Annotated in this window: 15 protein-coding genes and 2 pseudogenes; 11 read left to right on the top strand and 6 right to left on the bottom strand. The window is 69.7% G+C overall.

Annotation, left to right across the window (positions count from 1 at the left end):
* Genes ACGFNK_RS16540 through ACGFNK_RS16525 form a run of 4 tightly spaced genes read left to right on the top strand, consistent with a single transcriptional unit; the run spans position 1 to position 3,934 of the window.
* On the top strand, positions 1–1,596 hold the full coding sequence (locus tag ACGFNK_RS16540) for a benzoate-CoA ligase family protein (RefSeq protein ID WP_393416387.1): 1,596 nt from the start codon (positions 1–3) through the stop codon (positions 1,594–1,596).
* A gap of 57 nt (positions 1,597–1,653) precedes the next feature.
* Positions 1,654–2,685 (top strand): NAD(P)/FAD-dependent oxidoreductase, encoded by a 1,032-nt coding sequence (locus tag ACGFNK_RS16535; protein ID WP_393416385.1) that lies wholly within the window; start codon positions 1,654–1,656, stop codon positions 2,683–2,685.
* Between the two features lie 22 nt (positions 2,686–2,707).
* Positions 2,708–3,049 (top strand): ferredoxin, encoded by a 342-nt coding sequence (fdxA, locus tag ACGFNK_RS16530; protein ID WP_393416383.1) that lies wholly within the window; start codon positions 2,708–2,710, stop codon positions 3,047–3,049.
* A gap of 27 nt (positions 3,050–3,076) precedes the next feature.
* Positions 3,077–3,934 carry an amidohydrolase family protein gene (locus ACGFNK_RS16525; RefSeq protein ID WP_393416381.1) on the top strand — a complete coding sequence of 286 codons (858 nt, stop codon included), beginning with the start codon at positions 3,077–3,079 and terminating at the stop codon, positions 3,932–3,934.
* A 58-nt stretch (positions 3,935–3,992) separates the two neighbouring features.
* Here the strand turns inward: ACGFNK_RS16525 and ACGFNK_RS16520 are convergent, their stop codons facing one another.
* Positions 3,993–4,901, bottom strand: coding sequence for a PaaX family transcriptional regulator C-terminal domain-containing protein (locus ACGFNK_RS16520; protein WP_393416379.1), 909 nt, complete (start codon positions 4,899–4,901; stop codon positions 3,993–3,995).
* A 126-nt stretch (positions 4,902–5,027) separates the two neighbouring features.
* On the opposite strand from ACGFNK_RS16520, the gene ACGFNK_RS16515 reads away from it, so the two are divergent.
* From ACGFNK_RS16515 to paaZ, 4 genes and pseudogenes are all read left to right on the top strand, one after another.
* Positions 5,028–5,189 (top strand): toxin-antitoxin system HicB family antitoxin, encoded by a 162-nt coding sequence (locus ACGFNK_RS16515; protein ID WP_393416377.1) that lies wholly within the window; start codon positions 5,028–5,030, stop codon positions 5,187–5,189.
* A gap of 60 nt (positions 5,190–5,249) precedes the next feature.
* Positions 5,250–5,912, top strand: a pseudogene (locus ACGFNK_RS16510) (RNA-guided endonuclease InsQ/TnpB family protein); the annotation flags it as partial.
* A 268-nt stretch (positions 5,913–6,180) separates the two neighbouring features.
* Positions 6,181–6,705: a gamma carbonic anhydrase family protein gene (locus tag ACGFNK_RS16505; protein WP_393416375.1), complete on the top strand. Its 525-nt coding sequence runs from the start codon at positions 6,181–6,183 to the stop codon at positions 6,703–6,705.
* A gap of 39 nt (positions 6,706–6,744) precedes the next feature.
* Positions 6,745–8,337 carry a phenylacetic acid degradation bifunctional protein PaaZ gene (paaZ, locus tag ACGFNK_RS16500; RefSeq protein ID WP_393416373.1) on the top strand — a complete coding sequence of 531 codons (1,593 nt, stop codon included), beginning with the start codon at positions 6,745–6,747 and terminating at the stop codon, positions 8,335–8,337.
* Between the two features lie 596 nt (positions 8,338–8,933).
* Here paaZ and ACGFNK_RS16495 read toward each other — a convergent pair.
* The 3 genes from ACGFNK_RS16495 to ACGFNK_RS16485 are packed head-to-tail and all read right to left on the bottom strand — an operon-like array spanning position 8,934 to position 11,178.
* Positions 8,934–9,461, bottom strand: coding sequence for an NUDIX hydrolase family protein (locus ACGFNK_RS16495; protein WP_386336203.1), 528 nt, complete (start codon positions 9,459–9,461; stop codon positions 8,934–8,936).
* A 32-nt stretch (positions 9,462–9,493) separates the two neighbouring features.
* The gene (locus tag ACGFNK_RS16490) at positions 9,494–10,468 is read right to left on the bottom strand and encodes a threo-3-hydroxy-L-aspartate ammonia-lyase (protein WP_393416371.1); all 975 of its coding nucleotides are present in this window, start codon (positions 10,466–10,468) and stop codon (positions 9,494–9,496) included.
* Positions 10,465–11,178 carry a transcriptional regulator gene (locus ACGFNK_RS16485; protein ID WP_393416369.1) on the bottom strand — a complete coding sequence of 238 codons (714 nt, stop codon included), beginning with the start codon at positions 11,176–11,178 and terminating at the stop codon, positions 10,465–10,467. Before ACGFNK_RS16485 ends, ACGFNK_RS16490 begins: the two co-directional genes overlap by 4 nt.
* 193 nt (positions 11,179–11,371) lie before the next feature.
* Between ACGFNK_RS16485 and ACGFNK_RS16480 the strand changes: the two genes are divergently transcribed.
* Positions 11,372–12,148 carry an alpha/beta fold hydrolase gene (locus tag ACGFNK_RS16480; RefSeq protein WP_393416367.1) on the top strand — a complete coding sequence of 259 codons (777 nt, stop codon included), beginning with the start codon at positions 11,372–11,374 and terminating at the stop codon, positions 12,146–12,148.
* Here ACGFNK_RS16480 and ACGFNK_RS16475 read toward each other — a convergent pair.
* Positions 12,128–12,835, bottom strand: a complete 708-nt coding sequence (locus ACGFNK_RS16475) for an AAA family ATPase (protein ID WP_393416365.1) — start codon at positions 12,833–12,835, stop codon at positions 12,128–12,130. The genes ACGFNK_RS16480 and ACGFNK_RS16475 overlap by 21 nt on opposite strands.
* A gap of 150 nt (positions 12,836–12,985) precedes the next feature.
* Here ACGFNK_RS16475 and ACGFNK_RS16470 point away from each other — a divergent pair, with 150 nt between their 5' ends.
* On the top strand, positions 12,986–15,061 hold the full coding sequence (locus tag ACGFNK_RS16470) for a pectinesterase family protein (protein WP_393416363.1): 2,076 nt from the start codon (positions 12,986–12,988) through the stop codon (positions 15,059–15,061).
* 219 nt (positions 15,062–15,280) lie between these two features.
* Here the strand turns inward: ACGFNK_RS16470 and ACGFNK_RS16465 are convergent.
* A pseudogene (locus tag ACGFNK_RS16465) lies at positions 15,281–15,904 on the bottom strand (alpha-galactosidase); the annotation flags it as partial.
* A 172-nt stretch (positions 15,905–16,076) separates the two neighbouring features.
* Here ACGFNK_RS16465 and ACGFNK_RS16460 point away from each other — a divergent pair.
* Positions 16,077–16,745, top strand: a complete 669-nt coding sequence (locus ACGFNK_RS16460) for a helix-turn-helix domain-containing protein (protein WP_393416361.1) — start codon at positions 16,077–16,079, stop codon at positions 16,743–16,745.
* The last annotated feature ends 20 nt before the right edge of the window (positions 16,746–16,765 follow it).

The following is a 16,765-nucleotide window of genomic DNA, read 5'->3' as shown; positions in this document are numbered from 1 at the left end:
ATGCCTGAGGCGTTCAACACGGCGGACTACCTGGTCGACCGGCACGTGCGGGAGGGCAACGGCGCCCGCACGGCGCTCGTCACTCCCACGCGGACGCTGACCTACGAGCAGCTGTCGGCGGAGGTCCGCCGCGTGGCGGCCGGGCTGCGGGCCCTCGGCGTACGTCCGGAGGAGCGCGTCCTGCTGTGCATGGTGGACGACATCGAGCTCTTCACCGGCATCCTCGCCGCCTTCCACATCGGCGCCGTGGCCGTCCCCGCGTCGACCATGCTCACCGGTCCGGAACTGGGCAAGCTGGTGGCCGACGCGCGCTGCCGGGTGGTGCTGGGCTCCGCCGAGTTCGCGCCGGTCGTACGCGCGGCGCTCCAGCAGGCGCCGGAGGTCGAGCACACCGTCCTGACCGGAGAAGACAGCACAGGGCTGCCCGGCCACGTCCAGGGACACACCTGGCAGCAGATGCTGGACGTCGGCACCGGTACGGACGACGGGCCGTATCCGACCTGGCCGGACTCGCCCGCCCTGTGGCTGTACACGTCGGGCACCACGGGTACGCCCAAGGCGGCCATGCACCGCCACGTCGACATCAAATTCGTATCGGAGAACTACGGGCAGCGGGTGCTGGGCATCGGCCCGGAGGACCGCTGCCTGTCGGTCGCGAAGCTCTTCTTCGCGTACGGCATCGGAAACTCGCTGTTCTTCCCGCTGGCGGCGGGCGCCACGGCGCTGCTGGAACCTTCCAGGCCGTCTCCCGCGCTGTTCGCGAAGCGGGCGGCCGGCGACCGGGCCACGGTCCTGTTCGGCACACCCAGCTTCTTCGGGCCGCTGCTCGCGAGCGCCGACATCCCGGACGACGCCTTCGCGACGGTGCGGGTGGGCGTCTCGGCCGGAGAAGCGCTGCCCGCGCGGATGTACGAGGGGATGCTGCAACAGTTCGGTGTGGAGGTGCTCGACGGCATCGGGTCCACCGAGATGCTGCACATCTTCATCTCCAACCGTTCGGGCCGGGTCCACCCGGGCTCCTCCGGCGAACCCGTTCCCGGGTACAAGGTGGAGCTGCGCGACGTCGAGGGCAGCGTGGTGGAGGGCGACGGCACACCGGGCGAACTCCACGTCCGCGGGGAGTCCGCGGCCACCGGCTACTGGTGCCGGGCCGAGACCACACGTCAGGTCTTCCTCGGCGACTGGGTGCGCACCGGCGACACCTACATCCGCAACGCCGACGGCACCTACACGTGCATGGGCCGCACCAACGACCTGCTCAAGGCGGGCGGCATCTGGGTCGCGCCCGCCGAGGTCGAAGAGCGCCTCCTCTCCCATCCGGACGTGGCCGAGGTCGCCGTGGTCGGCGTACCGGACGCGGACGGCCTGGACAAACCGGTCGCCTGCGTGGTGCCCAGGCCCGGACGCGAGGTCGACCCGGACGCCCTCGTCGCCTGGTGCCGGGAGGGCCTGGCCGCCTTCAAACGCCCGCGCGGGGTGATCGGGCTGCCCGAGCTGCCCCGTACGCCCACCGGCAAGATCCGCCGCAACGTGCTGCGCGCCATGGTCCGCGACGGTTCCTGGGCGGAGGCGCCCTCGTCGCCGACATCAAGCTGACGTTCTCCCTGCCACTCGGCAAGTCACTCTCTTCCCCCTGCACCAAGGAGGACGTGCATGTCCCCGTGCCCCGCGGATCACAGCACGGATCTGCTCATCGTGGGAGCCGGCCCCACGGGCCTGTTCGCCGCCTACTACGCCGGTTTTCGCGGTCTGTCGGTGACCGTGCTCGACTCGCTGCCCGAGCCCGGTGGCCAGATCAACGCCATGTACCCCGAGAAGCAGATCTTCGACATCGCCGGATTCCCGGCGGTGCGGGGACGTGAGCTCGTGGACCGGCTCCTGGAGCAGGCCGCACCGTACGACCCGTGCTATCTGCTCGGCCACCGGGCCGAGACGATGGAGCGGATCCCCGGGGCCGGTGGCGGGCCGGACACCTTCACCGTGACCACGCATCAAGGGGCGCGGGTGCGGGCCCGGGCCGTGCTCATCACCGGCGGCATCGGCACCTTCACGCCCCGCCCTCTGCCGGCCGCCGCCGCGTACGAGGGAGCCGGTCTGGCGTACTTCGTGCGCAGGCCGGACGACTACGCGGGCCGGGACGTGGTGATCGTCGGGGGCGGTGACAGCGCCTTCGACTGGGCACTCACCCTGCACCCACTGGCCGCCTCCGTGACCCTGGTCCACCGCCGCGACACCTTCCGTGCGCACCCGGCCACCGTGGCCGCCGTACGGGCCGCGGGCGTGGAGATCCTCACCGAAGCCGAGCTGTCGAAGGTCATCGGCGACGGCGGGGACATCGAGGCCGTGGAGATCACCCGGCGCGACGGGCAGACGTACCGCCTGCCCTGCCGGGGGATCATCGCCGCCCTCGGCTTCACCGCCAATCTCGGCCCGCTGCTCGGCTGGGGCATCGACATCGCCCACCGGCGCCACATCCCGGTCGATTCGGCCATGCGGACCTCTCTCCCGGGGGTCTACGCGGCCGGAGACATCAACGACTACCCCGGCAAGGTGCGGCTGATCGCGGTCGGCTTCGGGGAGGCGGCGACCGCCGTCAACAACGCCGCGCACCACATCGACCCCGAGCAGCCGGTGTTCCCCGGCCACTCCACCGACGTATCCACGGCGACCCCCGCCGTCGCGTAGCACCGAAGAGGACCGATAGCCCATGCCCTACGTGATAGCCGAGCCGTGCATCGACGTCATGGACCGCTCCTGTATGGAGGAGTGCCCCGTCGACTGCATCTACGAAGGCGACCGCAAGCTCTACATCAACCCGATGGAATGCATCGACTGTGGCAACTGTGAGCCCGTATGCCCGGTCGAGGCGATCTCCCAGGACCGCCGGGTGCCGCCGGAGCTGAAGGACTTCGTCGCCGACAACAAGCGGTTCTTCACCGAGTCACTGCCGGGCCGCGACGAGCCGATCGGCCTGCCGGGCGGCGCCGCCGGCCACGGCCCGGTCGGCACGGACACCGAACTCGTCGCCGGGTACGACCCGCGCGGCTGACCCATCGGCGCATCCCGAGGAGGCGCAGTGATCGACGGCGAGATGGTGGTCGACGCGCACGTCCACGCCCCGAGGCTGTCCACACTCAAACCGGCCTGGTTCGAGTGGGCGGACACGTTCTCCGGCGACCACCCGTGGCGCGACGCCTACGACGAGCGGGGCGATCCCGTTCCCGAGCGGCTGGACGCGCTGCTGGAGTCCGAGGGCGTGGACCGTGCGCTGCTGTTCTGCGAGTACAGTCCGCGCGCCACCGGGATCCAGCCGATCGAGGACCTACTGCCGATCGTCGCGTACAACCCGGTCCGCTTCCGCCTGGTGGCAAACGTCAACCCGCACCTGCACCACCCGCTGGTGGCAGAGGCCGAACGCCAGCTGGACCTGGGCGCTGTCGCGCTCAAACTGCACCCCGTGCACGGCGGATTCGACCCGGCCGACAAGGAGTTCTACCCGCTGTACGCGCTCTGCGCCGAGCGCGGCGTCCCGGTCGTCGTGCACTCGGGCACCTCCAGCTTCCCGGGTGCCCGCGCCCGGTACGGTGATCCGCAGCTCCTGCTCGACGCCGTGGAGGACTTCCCGGACGTGCAGTTCGTCTTCGCCCACGGCGGGCGGGGCTGGTGGTACGACACCGCGGCGTTCCTCGCCCTGGCCAGGCCCAACGTCTGGCTGGACCTCGCCGGACTGCCCCCGCGGAAACTGCCCGAGTACTACGCCCGGTTCGGCCTGGCGAGGCTGGCCACCCGGTGCATCTTCGGCACCGACTGGCCGGGGGTGCCCGGCGCCTCCCGCAACATCGCCGCACTGCGTGCGCTGGGCCTGCCCGCGGACACCGTGCGCGCCGTGCTGTCCGGCAACGCGGCCAAGGTCTTCCCGGGCCTCGGAGTGTAAGGACATGACGATGCGTCAGCGGTAAGCCGGGCGGTTCGGTACTGTGCGCCCCGCGATCTCACTTCTCGCCGTGCACCTCGGCCAGCTCCTCCCAGCGCCGCAGCGCCACCGGACTCCACTCGGCGTGCCTGCTGTGGAAGAGTTCGGCCGCCTTGGCGCCGCTCCAGTTGGCGGGCAGCAGCTTCGACGGAAGCCGTGGATCGAGGAAGGGAAAGCGGCGCCACTCGTGCACCAGCATGGTCTGAGCGTGCAGGACGGCGTCACCGTCGGTGGGGCGCAGCCCGGTGAACTCGTCGATGAACGCCTCGTAGCGGTCCTCCACCTCGCTGAGGTCCCAGGCTCGGGCCACCATGGCCGCCTCGCTGCCCACGGCACCGTACGTCGCGCTGAAGGACATCGCGTCGTCGGCGAGCCCGAGTTCCTTCAGGACAGCGAGCGCCTCTGCCTCACGGTCGGCGTGGCGCGTGATCCACACCCCGGGCTCCGGAGAGCCGAAGCCCGCCCAGGTGAGCCGGGTACGCACCCGGTGCCGCAGATCCCGCTTGGACTCCGGCACCGAGACCAACACCACCAGCCAGGTGCCGTCCCAGGTGTGCTCCACGCTGCCGAAGTCGTAAATGCGCTGCGCGCCCTCGGTCAGCAGCCGTCGCCCCGGTGGGGTGAGCGCCCAGCGGACGCGGCGTCCCATCCGCTCGGAGGCCAGCCAGCCCTCTGCCGCGGTCCGGGCGAGCGACTGGCGGGCCGACTTCTCCTCGACACCGAACATCGCCAGCGCATCCACCAGCGCGGAGGTCCACACCGGCGTGCCCTTGGGCAGTACGTACTCACCGAGCATGGTCATCAGCAGCGACCGCGCGCTGACGTCACCGACCTCCCGGCGCCGGCTGACCACCGGCCGTGCGCTCCCCGCTGCGGCCCGGTCGGCACGCTCCCTCCGGCCCGGTCCGCGCGACGCACGATCCACCATCACTTTCCTTTCGAGGGAACCACCGGCTTCAGCCGGTGGGAGAATCGAATCCGTGACTGCGCTGCGGAGCAGCGCAGCATCCGGACCTGGGCCTGAGCTACCGTCAAAAGTGGTAGCGTTTTGGTTGTGGCTAGAGGAGATCGCCGGGAGTCGCTGAACCTGCGTGTCCCCCCGGACTTGAAGCGGCAGGTCGAGGAATACGCCGACGGGGCGGGTATCTCGATCAATGCTGCCGCGTGCGTCCTCCTCGCCGACGCCCTGCGCCGTGAGCGGAGGCGCCAGACGTGATCCGCGCGTACAAGTTTCTCCTGCGCCCCACCATCCGCCAGGAGCAAGCTCTGCGCGCGATTGCCGGCCACGGATGCGGTCATCGGTATTGACCTCGGCGTCACCCACTTTTTGACCACTTCCACCGGCGAGCACATCGCCAACCCCCGCTACCTCCAGAAGGCGGCCGAGGAACTCGCCGCAGCGCAGCGACACCTGGCAACGTTCCCCAAGCGCACCAAACAGCGAACCAAGGCACACCGCGCCGCCGCCCGGAAGGTCGCCAAGATCCACGCGAAGATCCGGCGCCAGCGCCTGGACCACGCCCACAAGACCGCCCTCACCCTGGTACGCGACCACGACGCGATCGCACACGAGAAGCTGAACACCGCGGGCATGACCAAGGCGCCTGCACCCAAGGCCGACCCTGAACAGCCCGGTGTGTTTCTGCCGAACCAGCGGGCCGCGAAGGCCGGGCTCAACCGAAGCATCCTCGACGCGGGTTGGGGGGTGTTCCTTGCGATCCTCGCAGGCAAGGCTGAAAGCGCCGGTCGGACCGTCATCGCGGTGGACCCCCTCAACACCTCCCGCACCTGCCCCTCCTGCGGGCACGTGGCGAAGGAGAACCGCCCCACCCAAGCGACGTTCCAGTGCACGGCGTGCGGCATGACCGCGAACGCCGACCACGTCGGTGCACTGAACATCCTCAACAGGGCCGGGCTGGCCCTCTGCGACGTGGCCTAGCCGGCGACGCAGGAAGCCCGCGCGTTCACGCGTGGGTGGAGTCACGGTCCTTCACTTCCTTTGCTGCCGGCCGATCCGATGTATCACGCCGTCGCGTGACATCGACGTCATCAGCGTATCCAGGGCGCTCCGGCAGTACGGCCCGGAGCCAAGCCCCTCCACAGGGGAGCCCGCTCCTTCTTACACAATATCTTGTCGTTACGGAAATTATCAGTAGAGTGTCAGTCGCGTCGGCGGGCCGCCGACCAGAACGAGCGAGGTGGCAGCCATGCCGGTCTACGCCCTCGGACCCGACGAGCCGGACATCGATCCCAGCGCCTTCGTCCACCCGGACGCCGTCGTGATCGGGTGCGTGTCGATCGGCGCGGAGGCCAGCGTCTGGCCCGGGGCGGTCCTGCGCGGAGACCACGGCGGTCGTATCGAGGTCGGCGCCCGCACCAGCATCCAGGACGGAACCGTGCTGCACACCACCGAGCAGTGGCCGACCGTGATCGGACCCGAGTGCGTGGTCGGCCACAACGCCCACCTGGAAGGCTGCACCGTGGAGCGCCACTGCCTGATCGGGTCCGGTTCCATCGTCCTGAACCGGGCCACCGTGCGTGAGGGCGCGGTGGTCGGCGCCGCCGCACTGGTGCCCGAGGACTTCGAGGTCCCGCCCAAGACCATGGCGCTCGGCGTCCCGGTACGGCTGCGCGGGACACCGGTCGATCCCTCCTGGGTGGAGTACGCCGTACGCACCTACCGGGACGCCGGCGCGCGCTATCGGAGTGATCTCCGGCGCATCGACCGTTGAGAGCCAACGACCCCTGAGAGCACGAAAGGTGGACCCGCCGTGGCCGCGAAACTGCACAGCTACCTCGTCGGTGACTGGTATGAGGCACCCGACGAGGGGCGTCCCCTGCGGGACGCGGCGACCGGCGCCGAGGTGGCCCGGCTCTCGGAGCGAGCCGTCGACGCCGCGGCGGTATTGCGCCACGCGCGGGAGGTGGGCGGCCCGGCACTGCGCGAGCTGACCTTCCACCAGCGCGCCGGCCTGATCAAGTCGTTGGGCAAGCACCTGGCCGCGCACACGGACGAGTTCCACGCACTGTCCACCCGCACCGGAGCGACCCGCCGCGACTCCGCGCTCGACGTCGACGGCGGAATCGCGGTGCTCTTCGTCTACGGCAGCAAGGGCATCAAAGAGCTGCCCGACGGGCATGTCCTGCCCGACGGCGACATGGAACCGATCGGCAAACAGGGCACCTTCGCGATACGCCACGTCCATGTGCCGCGGCAGGGCGCGGCCGTGCAGATCAACGCGTTCAACTTCCCCGTGTGGGGCATGCTGGAAAAGCTCGCGCCGGCTCTGCTGGCGGGCCTGCCGTCCGTGGTGAAACCCGCGGGCCAGACGGCCTACCTGACGGAGCTGGTGTTCCGCCGCATCATCGAGTCCGGCATCCTCCCCGAAGGTGCCGTCCAGCTGATCTGCGCCCCGCCGGACGGCATCCTCGACGCGCTCACGGGACAGGACGTGCTCAGCGTCACCGGGTCCGCCTCGACCGCCCACACCCTGCGCAGCCATCCGGTCGTCGCCGGCCGCGCCGTCCGCTTCAACGCCGAGGCCGACTCGCTGAACTGCGCGGTCCTGGGGCCCGACGCCACCCCCGGCACCCCCGAGTTCGACCTGTTCACGCAGACCCTGGTCACGGAAATGACCGTCAAGGCCGGGCAGAAGTGCACCGCGATCCGCCGCGCTCTGGTGCCCGCCGGCCTCATCGACGACGTACAGGAAGCGGTCTGCGCCGAGCTGGCCGACCTGCGTGTCGGCAATCCCGCCGATCTCTCGGTCACCATGGGCCCGCTGGCAGGACTCGGGCAGCGGGAGGAGGTGCTGCGCGCGCTCAAGGCGCTCACGGCGGCGGCCCGCCTCGTCCACGGCGACCCCGACCGGTTCGAAGTCCTGGACGGTGACCGGGAACGCGGCGCCTTCCTCCCGCCGCTGCTGCTGCGCTGCGACGACCCCGACCGGGCCGAGCCGCACGAGGTCGAGGCGTTCGGTCCCGTCACCACCCTCCTGCCGTACGACGGGACCGCCGCCCACGCGGTCGCGCTGGCCGCACGCGGCGAGGGCAGCCTCGTCGGCTCGGTCGTCACCCACGACCCCGGCTTCGCCCGCGAGGCCGTACTCGGGGCCGCCCCCTGGCACGGTCGCCTGCTGCTCCTCGACCGCACCGACGCCGGGGAGTCCACCGGCCACGGCTCGCCGCTCCCGCACACCGTGCACGGCGGCCCCGGCCGGGCGGGCGGCGGCGAGGAACTCGGCGGCATCCGCAGCGTGCTGCACCACATGCAGCGCACCGCCGTCCAGGGGCCGCCCGCCATCCTCTCGACACTCACCGGGCCCCACCCGGTCACTACCACGGAGCGACAGGGCGAGGCGTGACGCCAGAGCCCGTCTAGCCGCGCGCGCTCCGGGAGCGCACGAAGCCGCCTGCTGCCGCCGGCTGCCGACGGCGAAGCGGGCCGGACGGGGCAGCCGCCTCGTCCAGCGATTGCTGCACCTTCGGCCCCCGCTCAGCAGGGACGGCGTCGGCCATCGGGACCTGCGTGTACCGATGCCCGACGGGACGGTGCTGCTGGAGCTCTGCCGCGAACTCGGGAATCGGCTCAGGGCCGGTGCGGGCATGGCCTCCGGCGGCGAGCAGCTGATGCTCTCACTGGCGCGCGCCCTGTGCCGGTCGCCGCGGCTGCTCCTCGCCGACGAACTGTCGCTCGGGCTCGCCCTGTTGGTGATCGAGCGCCTGCTCGCGCGGTGCGCGAAGCGTCGGCCGACCGGGGCCTCGGGGCGCTGCTGGTCGAGCAGCATGTACGCAAGGTGCTGGACATCGCGAACCGGGTGTACGTGCTGCGCCGGAGCGCATGGAGATGACCGGCACCCCACCGGAGCTCCGCGAGAACCTGGACGCCGTCGAGTTCTCCCACCTCACCCGGCCGGGGAGGACGGCGACCTCGGCGTCCCCGTGAGCGTCACGGGGTCCTTCAGGACAGGCAGCCGACATGCGCGAGGGCCTGCCTGAGGAGGACTCCCTGCCCGCCCGGCATCTCGCTCAGGACCAGTGCCTCAGAGGCTTCCTGCGGGCTGAACCAGACCAGGTCCAGAGCGTCCTGGCGGGGACGGCAGTCGCCGGTCACCGGGACGATGTAGGCGAGCGCGACCGCGTGCTGGCGGGGGTCGTGGAACGGTGTGATCCCCTGCGTCGGGAAGTACTCGGCGACCGTGAAGGGCTGCAGGGAGGCCGGCACCTGGGGCAGTGCCATCGGGCCGAGGTCCTTCTCCAGGTGGCGCAGCAGGGCGTCCCGGACGCGTTCGTGGTGCAGTACGCGGCCGGAGACGAGGTTGCGGCTGACCGTTCCGTCCGACCCGATGCGCAGCAGGAGCCCGATGCTCGTGACCTCGCCGCTGTCGTCGACTCTCACGGGTACGGCCTCGACGTACAGGATCGGCATGCGGTCGCGCGCATACTCGAGTTCGTCGGGACTCAGCCAGCCGGGCGTGGTTTCGGTCATGTCAGACATTCGCTGATCATACTTTCCGCCGCTCAGCTTGCGCTCCCGCACAGTTCTGCGAAGCGCCGGACGTCGATGTTGCCACCGGAGATGATCACGCCGACGCGGGAGGGGAGTCGCTCGACGTGACCGGCCAGCAGGGCGGCCAGTGCGGTGGCGCCGCTGGGCTCGACGATGATCTTCAGTCGCTCGAAGGCGAAACGCATCGCGTCGCGGATCTCGTCGTCGGTGACCAGGAAGATGTCGTCGACCAGACGCTGGTTGACGGAGAACGTCAGCTCGCCGGGGATGTCCGCTGCCTGCCCGTCGGCGATCGTGCGCGGCACCGGGATGGAGACGCGCCGGCCGGCCTCGAGGGACCGCTTGGTGTCGTCTCCGGCCTCCGGCTCGATGCCGATCACCCGGATCCCGCTGAGCAGGCCCTTGGCCGCGGTGGCACTGCCCGCGATCAGCCCGCCACCGCCGACCGGCGCGACCAGGGCGTCCAACTCCCCGGCCTCCTCGATCAGTTCGAGGGCCGCGGTGCCCTGTCCCGCGATCACATGCGGATGCTCGTACGGCGGGATGAGCGCAAGGCCGCGGTCGGCGGCGAGGGCCTCGCCGATGGCGACGCGGTTACCGGTGTAGCGGTCGTACGTGACGATCTCCGCGCCGTAACCCGCGGTGGCGTCCATCTTCGACTGCGGGGTGTCCTCGGGCATGAGGATCACCGCGGTGGTGCCCAGTTCCCGTGCGGCGAGGGCGACGGCCTGGGCGTGGTTGCCCGAGGAGTAGGCGGCGATGCCCTTGGCCAGCTGCTCCGGTGACAGGCGGGAGGCGGTGTTGTAGGCGCCGCGGAACTTGAACGCGCCGATGCGCTGGAAGTTCTCGCACTTCAGGAAGACCTGGGCGCCGACGAGCGCGTCCAGGGTGCGCGAACGCAGTACGGGGGTGCGGTGGGCCACGCCCTTGATCTGCGCGGCCGCGTCGCGGACGTCGTCGAGGGTGACCGGGGGAGTGTGCGTCATGGCTGGGCTCCGTCGGGGTGGGTGGTGCCGGGCGCGGTGCCGTCTCTCGTGGAGGCGTGGAGCGTCGCCCTGGCATCGGACAGGTAGTTGTAGGCGGAGGCGCGGGAGATGCCGAGCCGGGCGGCGACCTGCTCGACCGCGCGTCGTACGGCGAAGACGCCGCGCTCGTCCAGGCTGCGGAACAACTCGAGTCGGTCGGCGCGGTCGAGTTCGGACCAGGTCTTGTTCTGCCGCAGCTGATGGCTGTCGACGATGGCGTCCACCACGGAACCGATGTCGTTGCCGAACGTCGTGGTCGGTACCGCGGCCGGTCCGGCGGCGACCCCCGCGATCTCGCCGATCAGGGCGTGGGCCTGGTTGACGGCCGTGATGTCGAGATTGACGCACAGGGCGCCGAACACCGTGCCGGCGGAGTCGCGCAGGACCATCGTCGACGACTTGACGATCTTCCCCGTCCGGGTGCGGGTGAGGTAGTTCAGCTCGTCGCTCGCCTCGTCACCACGGGCGAGGATGCCCATCCCGATCTCGCTCATCGACCCGCCGACCGCGCGCCCGGTGACCGAGCCCGCGATGGCGACCACGGATTTCTCCGGGCGCCGGAAGTCGTGCACGACCACCTCGCAGAACGAGCCGAGCGTCGCTGCGATGCCGTCGACGACGGGGGTCAGCGCGGCGATGATCGCATCCTGCTCGTCGGTGTCGCTCGACATCGCGTGCTCCAGGGTCTGGATGATTGGATCTGGACTCTTAGTCCAGCGCCTAGATTACATGTCCAGGGCGGACTTTGTACGGTGCTCATCCGGCCGTCCCCCACGTATGGCGGTCGCGGCCGCATGCATGCGCCTACGGTGTGGCGTTGTGGTCCCCGTACGGGACGGTGGACCGGGGGAGAGGTGTCTCGAAATGACCGCAGTGTTCGTACATGGTGTTCCCGAGACCGGTCAGTTGTGGGACCGGCTCCGGGCTCGCCTCTCGACCGACTCGATCGCCTTGGACCTGCCCGGGTTCGGTGTGCCGGTTCCCGACGGTTTCGGCGCGACCATGGACGAGTACAGCCAGTGGCTGGAGCGGGCGTTACGGGAGGTCGACGGACCGGTCGACCTGGTCGGGCACGACTGGGGCGCACTGTTCGTGGCTCGGGTGGCCGCGAACTCCGCTGTTCCCGTGCGGAGTTGGGCCATGGACGTGGCCGGCATCCTGCACCCGGACTACGTCTGGCACGAGATCGCCCAGCTCTGGCAGACGCCGGGAGCTGGGGAACAGTGGGCGAAGGCCGCGGTCGAGGCCGCTCCGGGAAGCCCGGAGAGCCCCGCGGCGCAGCTCAAGGGGGCCGGTGTGCCCGCCGAGGAAGCGGAGGCCTTGGGGGAGAGGCTGGACGCCACCATGGCCGTGTGCATCCTGGCCCTCTACCGCTCGGCGACGCCCAACCCGTATGCCCACGCGGCAGCCCGGCTCTCCGGCCCTGCCTCCGCACCGGGGCTGGTGCTCCAGGCCCTGCTCGACCCCTTCGACGACGCTGCAGCCTCCGACGAGATGGCTGCCCGCCTCGGTGCCCGCACCGAGAGGCTCGAGGGAGTGGGCCATTGGTGGATGTTGGAGGACCCCGGTACCGCGGCTGCCGTGTTGGAACGGTTCTGGGTGGAGGCTGCTGACTGCCGGTCAGTCGAGGACATGCCGTAGATAGGCGTGCGGGTCGGCGAGATAGCGGCGCCAGTGGTCGACCAGGGCGAGTTCGCGCCACTGAACCCGGTGCATGCCGTGCTCGCCGACCTCGACGATGTCCGCACCGGGCAGCGCCGTCAGCAGCGGAGAGTGGGTGGCGCAGATGACCTGGCCGCCCTGCTGCGTCAACTGATCGATATGGCCGAGCAGTTCGAGGCAGGACGAGAACGACAGCGCCGCCTCCGGCTCGTCCATCACATACAGCCCGGGCTGGAGGAACTTCCCCCGGAACGCTGCCAGAAAGCCCTCGCCGTGGCTGACGGAATCCGGTGCGAACCCTTCCCGGTGCAGTGCGTCCATCGCCGTCTCCGCCCGCAGAAAGAACCCCTTGCGGGCGGACCAACTGCCCAGCATGCGCCGTCCGCCCGGCGCCGCGTCGAACCGGATCCGCTCACCCAGCACCGACTTGCCGCGACGGCTCGCATACCGCCAGTCGTGCGAGCCGCCCCAGGAGTCCAGTCCGAAGCCCTCCGCCAAGGCCTCGACCAGTGTCGACTTGCCCGAACCGTTCTCCCCGACCAGGAAGGTCACCGGAGCGGTGAACCGCAGACCGTCCGCGAGAAGCCCACGAACGCAGGGCACGGACCAGGGCCACTTGTCATCCTCGTACGTGGACACGTGTGCATACGCCCGTTCGATGATCACACGCCGAGTTTCCCACGGTGCGCCGACAGCGCGCTGACGCCCTCCGCCGGGCCCATAATTTCGCGGCGAGAAATGCGGCAACCCTTTCGCCCGGAGCGGCAACTGCCTTGCGGCAATGCACGACTTCATGTCACCAGGGCGGTTGGATTAATGGAAGCGAAGCAGCAGAAGGCGCGGCACCGCAGGCGCAGGGTCGGTCTGTCGATCGGGATCCCGGTGGCGGTGGCCGCGGCGGCCGGTATGGCGTACGGCACGGATCTGGGTGTGTTCGGCCAGGACGCACAGCGCAGCGCCTCGGCGGCGACCGCGGCCCCGGCGTGGGCCGATGACGTCGCCGACGGCTTCGCGTCGGTCAACTCGCAGGGGCAGAACGGCACTTACGGCGGTCGGGACGGCAAGACCGTCACCGTGAAGACCCTGGCCGATCTGGAGAAGTACGCGACGGCCAAGGAGCCGTACGTCATCGTCGTGGCCGGCTCGATCAACATGGACCCCAAGGGCACGGAGATCAAGGTCGCCTCGGACAAGACGATCGTCGGCTCGGGCACCTCCGGGCAGATCGTCGGCGGCGGCTTTTTCCTGGGCCAGGGCGTGCACAACGTCATCATCCGGAACCTGACGATCCGGGACTCGTACGCCGGTGAGTGGAACGACAAGGATCACGACTTCGACGCCATCCAGATGGACGGCGCGCACCACGTCTGGATCGACCACAACGACTTGCGGCACATGGCCGACGGTCTGATCGACAGCCGCAAGGACACCACCAACGTGACGGTGTCCTGGAACAAGCTGAGCGACAACAACAAGACGTTCGGCATCGGCTGGACCGAGAACACCACGGCCGACCTCACGATCCACCACAACTGGTTCCGCGAGACCGAGCAGCGCAACCCCTCCACGGACAACGTGGCCCACGCGCACCTCTACAACAACTACCTGCAGGACGTGCCGAACACGGACATCACCACGTCCTACGGCAACTACGCGCGCGGCAAGACGAAGATGGTGCTGGAGAACAGCGTCTTCGAAGGGCTCAAGAACCCCGTCACCAAGGACAGCACCGCGGCGGTGGTCCAGCGCGGCAATGTCTTCACCGGCACCAGCGGCCGTAACGAGAGCGGTGGCACAGCCTTCGACCCGAAGAGCTTCTACAAGTACACCCTCGACAAGGCGGCCGACGTCCCGGCGCTCCTCAAGTCCGGTGCGGGGCCCCGGACTTCCATCGGTACGACGGCGAGTGCGAGCACGAAGGCGAACGCCGCCGCGACCACGCTCACCGTCGCCAAGGACGGCAGCGGGCAGTTCAGCAGCGTCCAGGCCGCCGTCAACGCCGTACCGACGAACAACACTTCACGGGTCGTCATCTCCATCAAGCCCGGCACCTACCGCGAGCTGGTCAAGGTCCCGCGCGACAAGCCGCATGTGACGTTCCAGGGCACGGGAGCCAGCCGCAAGGACACCGTGATCGTCTTCAACAACGCCGCGGGGACGCCGAAGCCGGACGGTTCGGGGAACTACGGCACCAGCGGCAGCGCGACCGTCGCCGTCGAGGCCGACAACTTCCAGGCCCGTAACCTCACCATCTCCAACGACTTCGACGAGGCGAAGAACCAGAGCCTGAACGGACACCAGGCCGTCGCCCTGCGCACCAACGCCGACAAGGTCTTCCTCGACGGGGTCATCGTCACCGGCGACCAGGACACACTGCTGCTGGACACGGCTGCCAAGGACAAGCTCGGCCGGGTCTACGTCAACAACTCCTACATCGTCGGGAACGTCGACTTCATCTTCGGCCGGGCCAGCGCGGTGATCAACAAGTCGGTGATCACGCTGAAGAAGCGGTGGAACGGCGACTCGGCGGGGTACGTCACGGCGCCCAGCACGGCCGCAGGGCGCAAGGGCATCCTGATCGCCAACAGCACCGTCAACGGCGATGTGTCCGCCTCCAGCTTCCACCTGGGACGCCCCTGGCACGCGGGTGGTGACGCCGCTCTCGATCCGCAGACCACGGTCCGTAACACGTCCCTGAGCAGCGCGATCAAGTCCGCTCCGTGGACCGACATGAGCGGCTTCTCGTGGAAGGACGACCGGTTCGCCGAGTACAAGAACACCGGCCCCGGCTCCGGCTCCGCGAGTGGTGACCGGCCCCAGCTGACCGATGCCCAGGCCGCCGACCAGGAGATCGGTGACTGGCTGGGCGACTGGACGCCCAGCGCGTCGTAGGACCAGGGCTCCGGCGTTTGCCTCGGATGTCCGGTTGATCAAGTGATGCTGTAACTGGCGTAGTCGGGGTTGGTGACGGACCGCCGACAGGCGGTCGTCGAAGGTGATGTCGAAGGAGTTCAGCGCGGTCTTCCAGCGCATGGTTCAGCGGGCCTGGCCCTTGCCGGTGAGGTCAAGCGACATGATCGCCATGTCGGCCCGGGCCCGGCCCGCCAACTCGGTGGAGCTCGCGGCCTCGGTGCCGCCGGTGACCGTGAGCATCACGGAGTCCTTGGCGGGGACGGAGACGGTGTAGCTGGTGCCGAAGCTGCCCACGTTGGAGCGCGTCCAGAGGCGGACCGTGGCGGAGGCGCCTGTCAGGCCGAGGTCGGACCAGCGGACGGTCATGTTCTGCGCGCTGGAGGTGCGGTTGAGCAGGACGACGGCCCGCTTGCCGGTGCCGGACAGGACCTTGCCGTAAACCTGCAGTCCGGTGGTGTCCTCGGCGACCTTGACGCCCTGGAGGCCGCGCGGGTCCTGGTCGACCGCGATGACCTCGGGGTTGGTGAGGATGTCACGCGTCTGCGTGCTCATCGTGGCCATGTTGTTGCCGGCCAGGAGCGGGGCGCCCGAGATGGCCCACAGGTTCATATGGCTGCGGTTCTGGGCGGCGGTGAAGCCATCCAGGCCGACCATGAGCATGTCCGGGTCGTTGTAGTAGCCGGTGTGCTGGGCCGAAGGGTGCACGTTCGTGTCGAAGTTGGCGAGCATGCTGTCCCACGACGGCGACTGGCCGTGGAAGATGATGTCGGTGTTGGTACGCCACAGGGCGGCCATGCCGGCGCCCCAGTTCCAGGGGTTCTGCTTGGCATCACATGATCAACCGGAAGATCGACCGGATATCCGAGGCAAACGCCGGGCCCTGGTCGTAGGACAGATTCGATAGTTCTCGGCCAGGCCCTCCGATCGGCTCGATCCCGCTGTTCAATAGGAACTGTTCAATGAGAACGAACGATGCCCGCGAGAGGAGCCGTCCGTGTCCCCAGTGGTCGTGCCGCCCGTCGGTGCGCGCATCCGGCAGGCGCGCACCGCGCGGGGCATGAGCCTGCGCGGTCTGGCGCGGGAGATCGGCGTGTCCGCGAGCCTGATCTCTCAGATCGAGACCGGGAAGAGCCAGCCGTCGGTCAGCACGCTGTACGCGATCACCACCGCGCTCTCCATCCCCGTCGAGTCGCTTTTCGACGGCTTCGACGGCCTCGACGGGGAGGAGACCGCGCCGGTGCCGGCTCCCGCATCGCCCGTCGCCGGTCCGCCCGGCACTGTCCTGCACGCGCTCGCCGCCTTCGCCGCCGACCCGGGTCACCGGATCGGGCCGCTGGTCAGGGCCGAAGAGCGGGAGGTGCTGGAGCTCGACTCGGGCGTCGTATGGGAGCGGCTGGGCCATGTTCCGGGCACGGACGTCGACTTCCTGCTGGTGACCTACCGGCCCGGCGGCGCCTCCTCCGGCACGGGCGGGCTGATGCGGCACCCGGGCACGGAGTACGGCTACCTGATCTCCGGCGAGCTGGTGCTCACCCTCGGCTTCGAGGAGTACACGCTCCGCCCGGGCGACGCGGTCTCCTTCGAGTCCACGACGCCGCACCGCTATCGCAACGACGGCGACGAACCGGCCGTCGGCGTCTGGTTCGTGTTCAGTATGCCTTGACACTCTCCTCGGGCGGTCGT

The sequence above is a fragment of the Streptomyces sp. NPDC048825 genome, assembly GCF_043198355.1.
GTDB lineage: Bacteria > Actinomycetota > Actinomycetes > Streptomycetales > Streptomycetaceae > Streptomyces > Streptomyces xiangluensis.
This window is presented reverse-complemented; position numbering and strand designations above follow the sequence as displayed.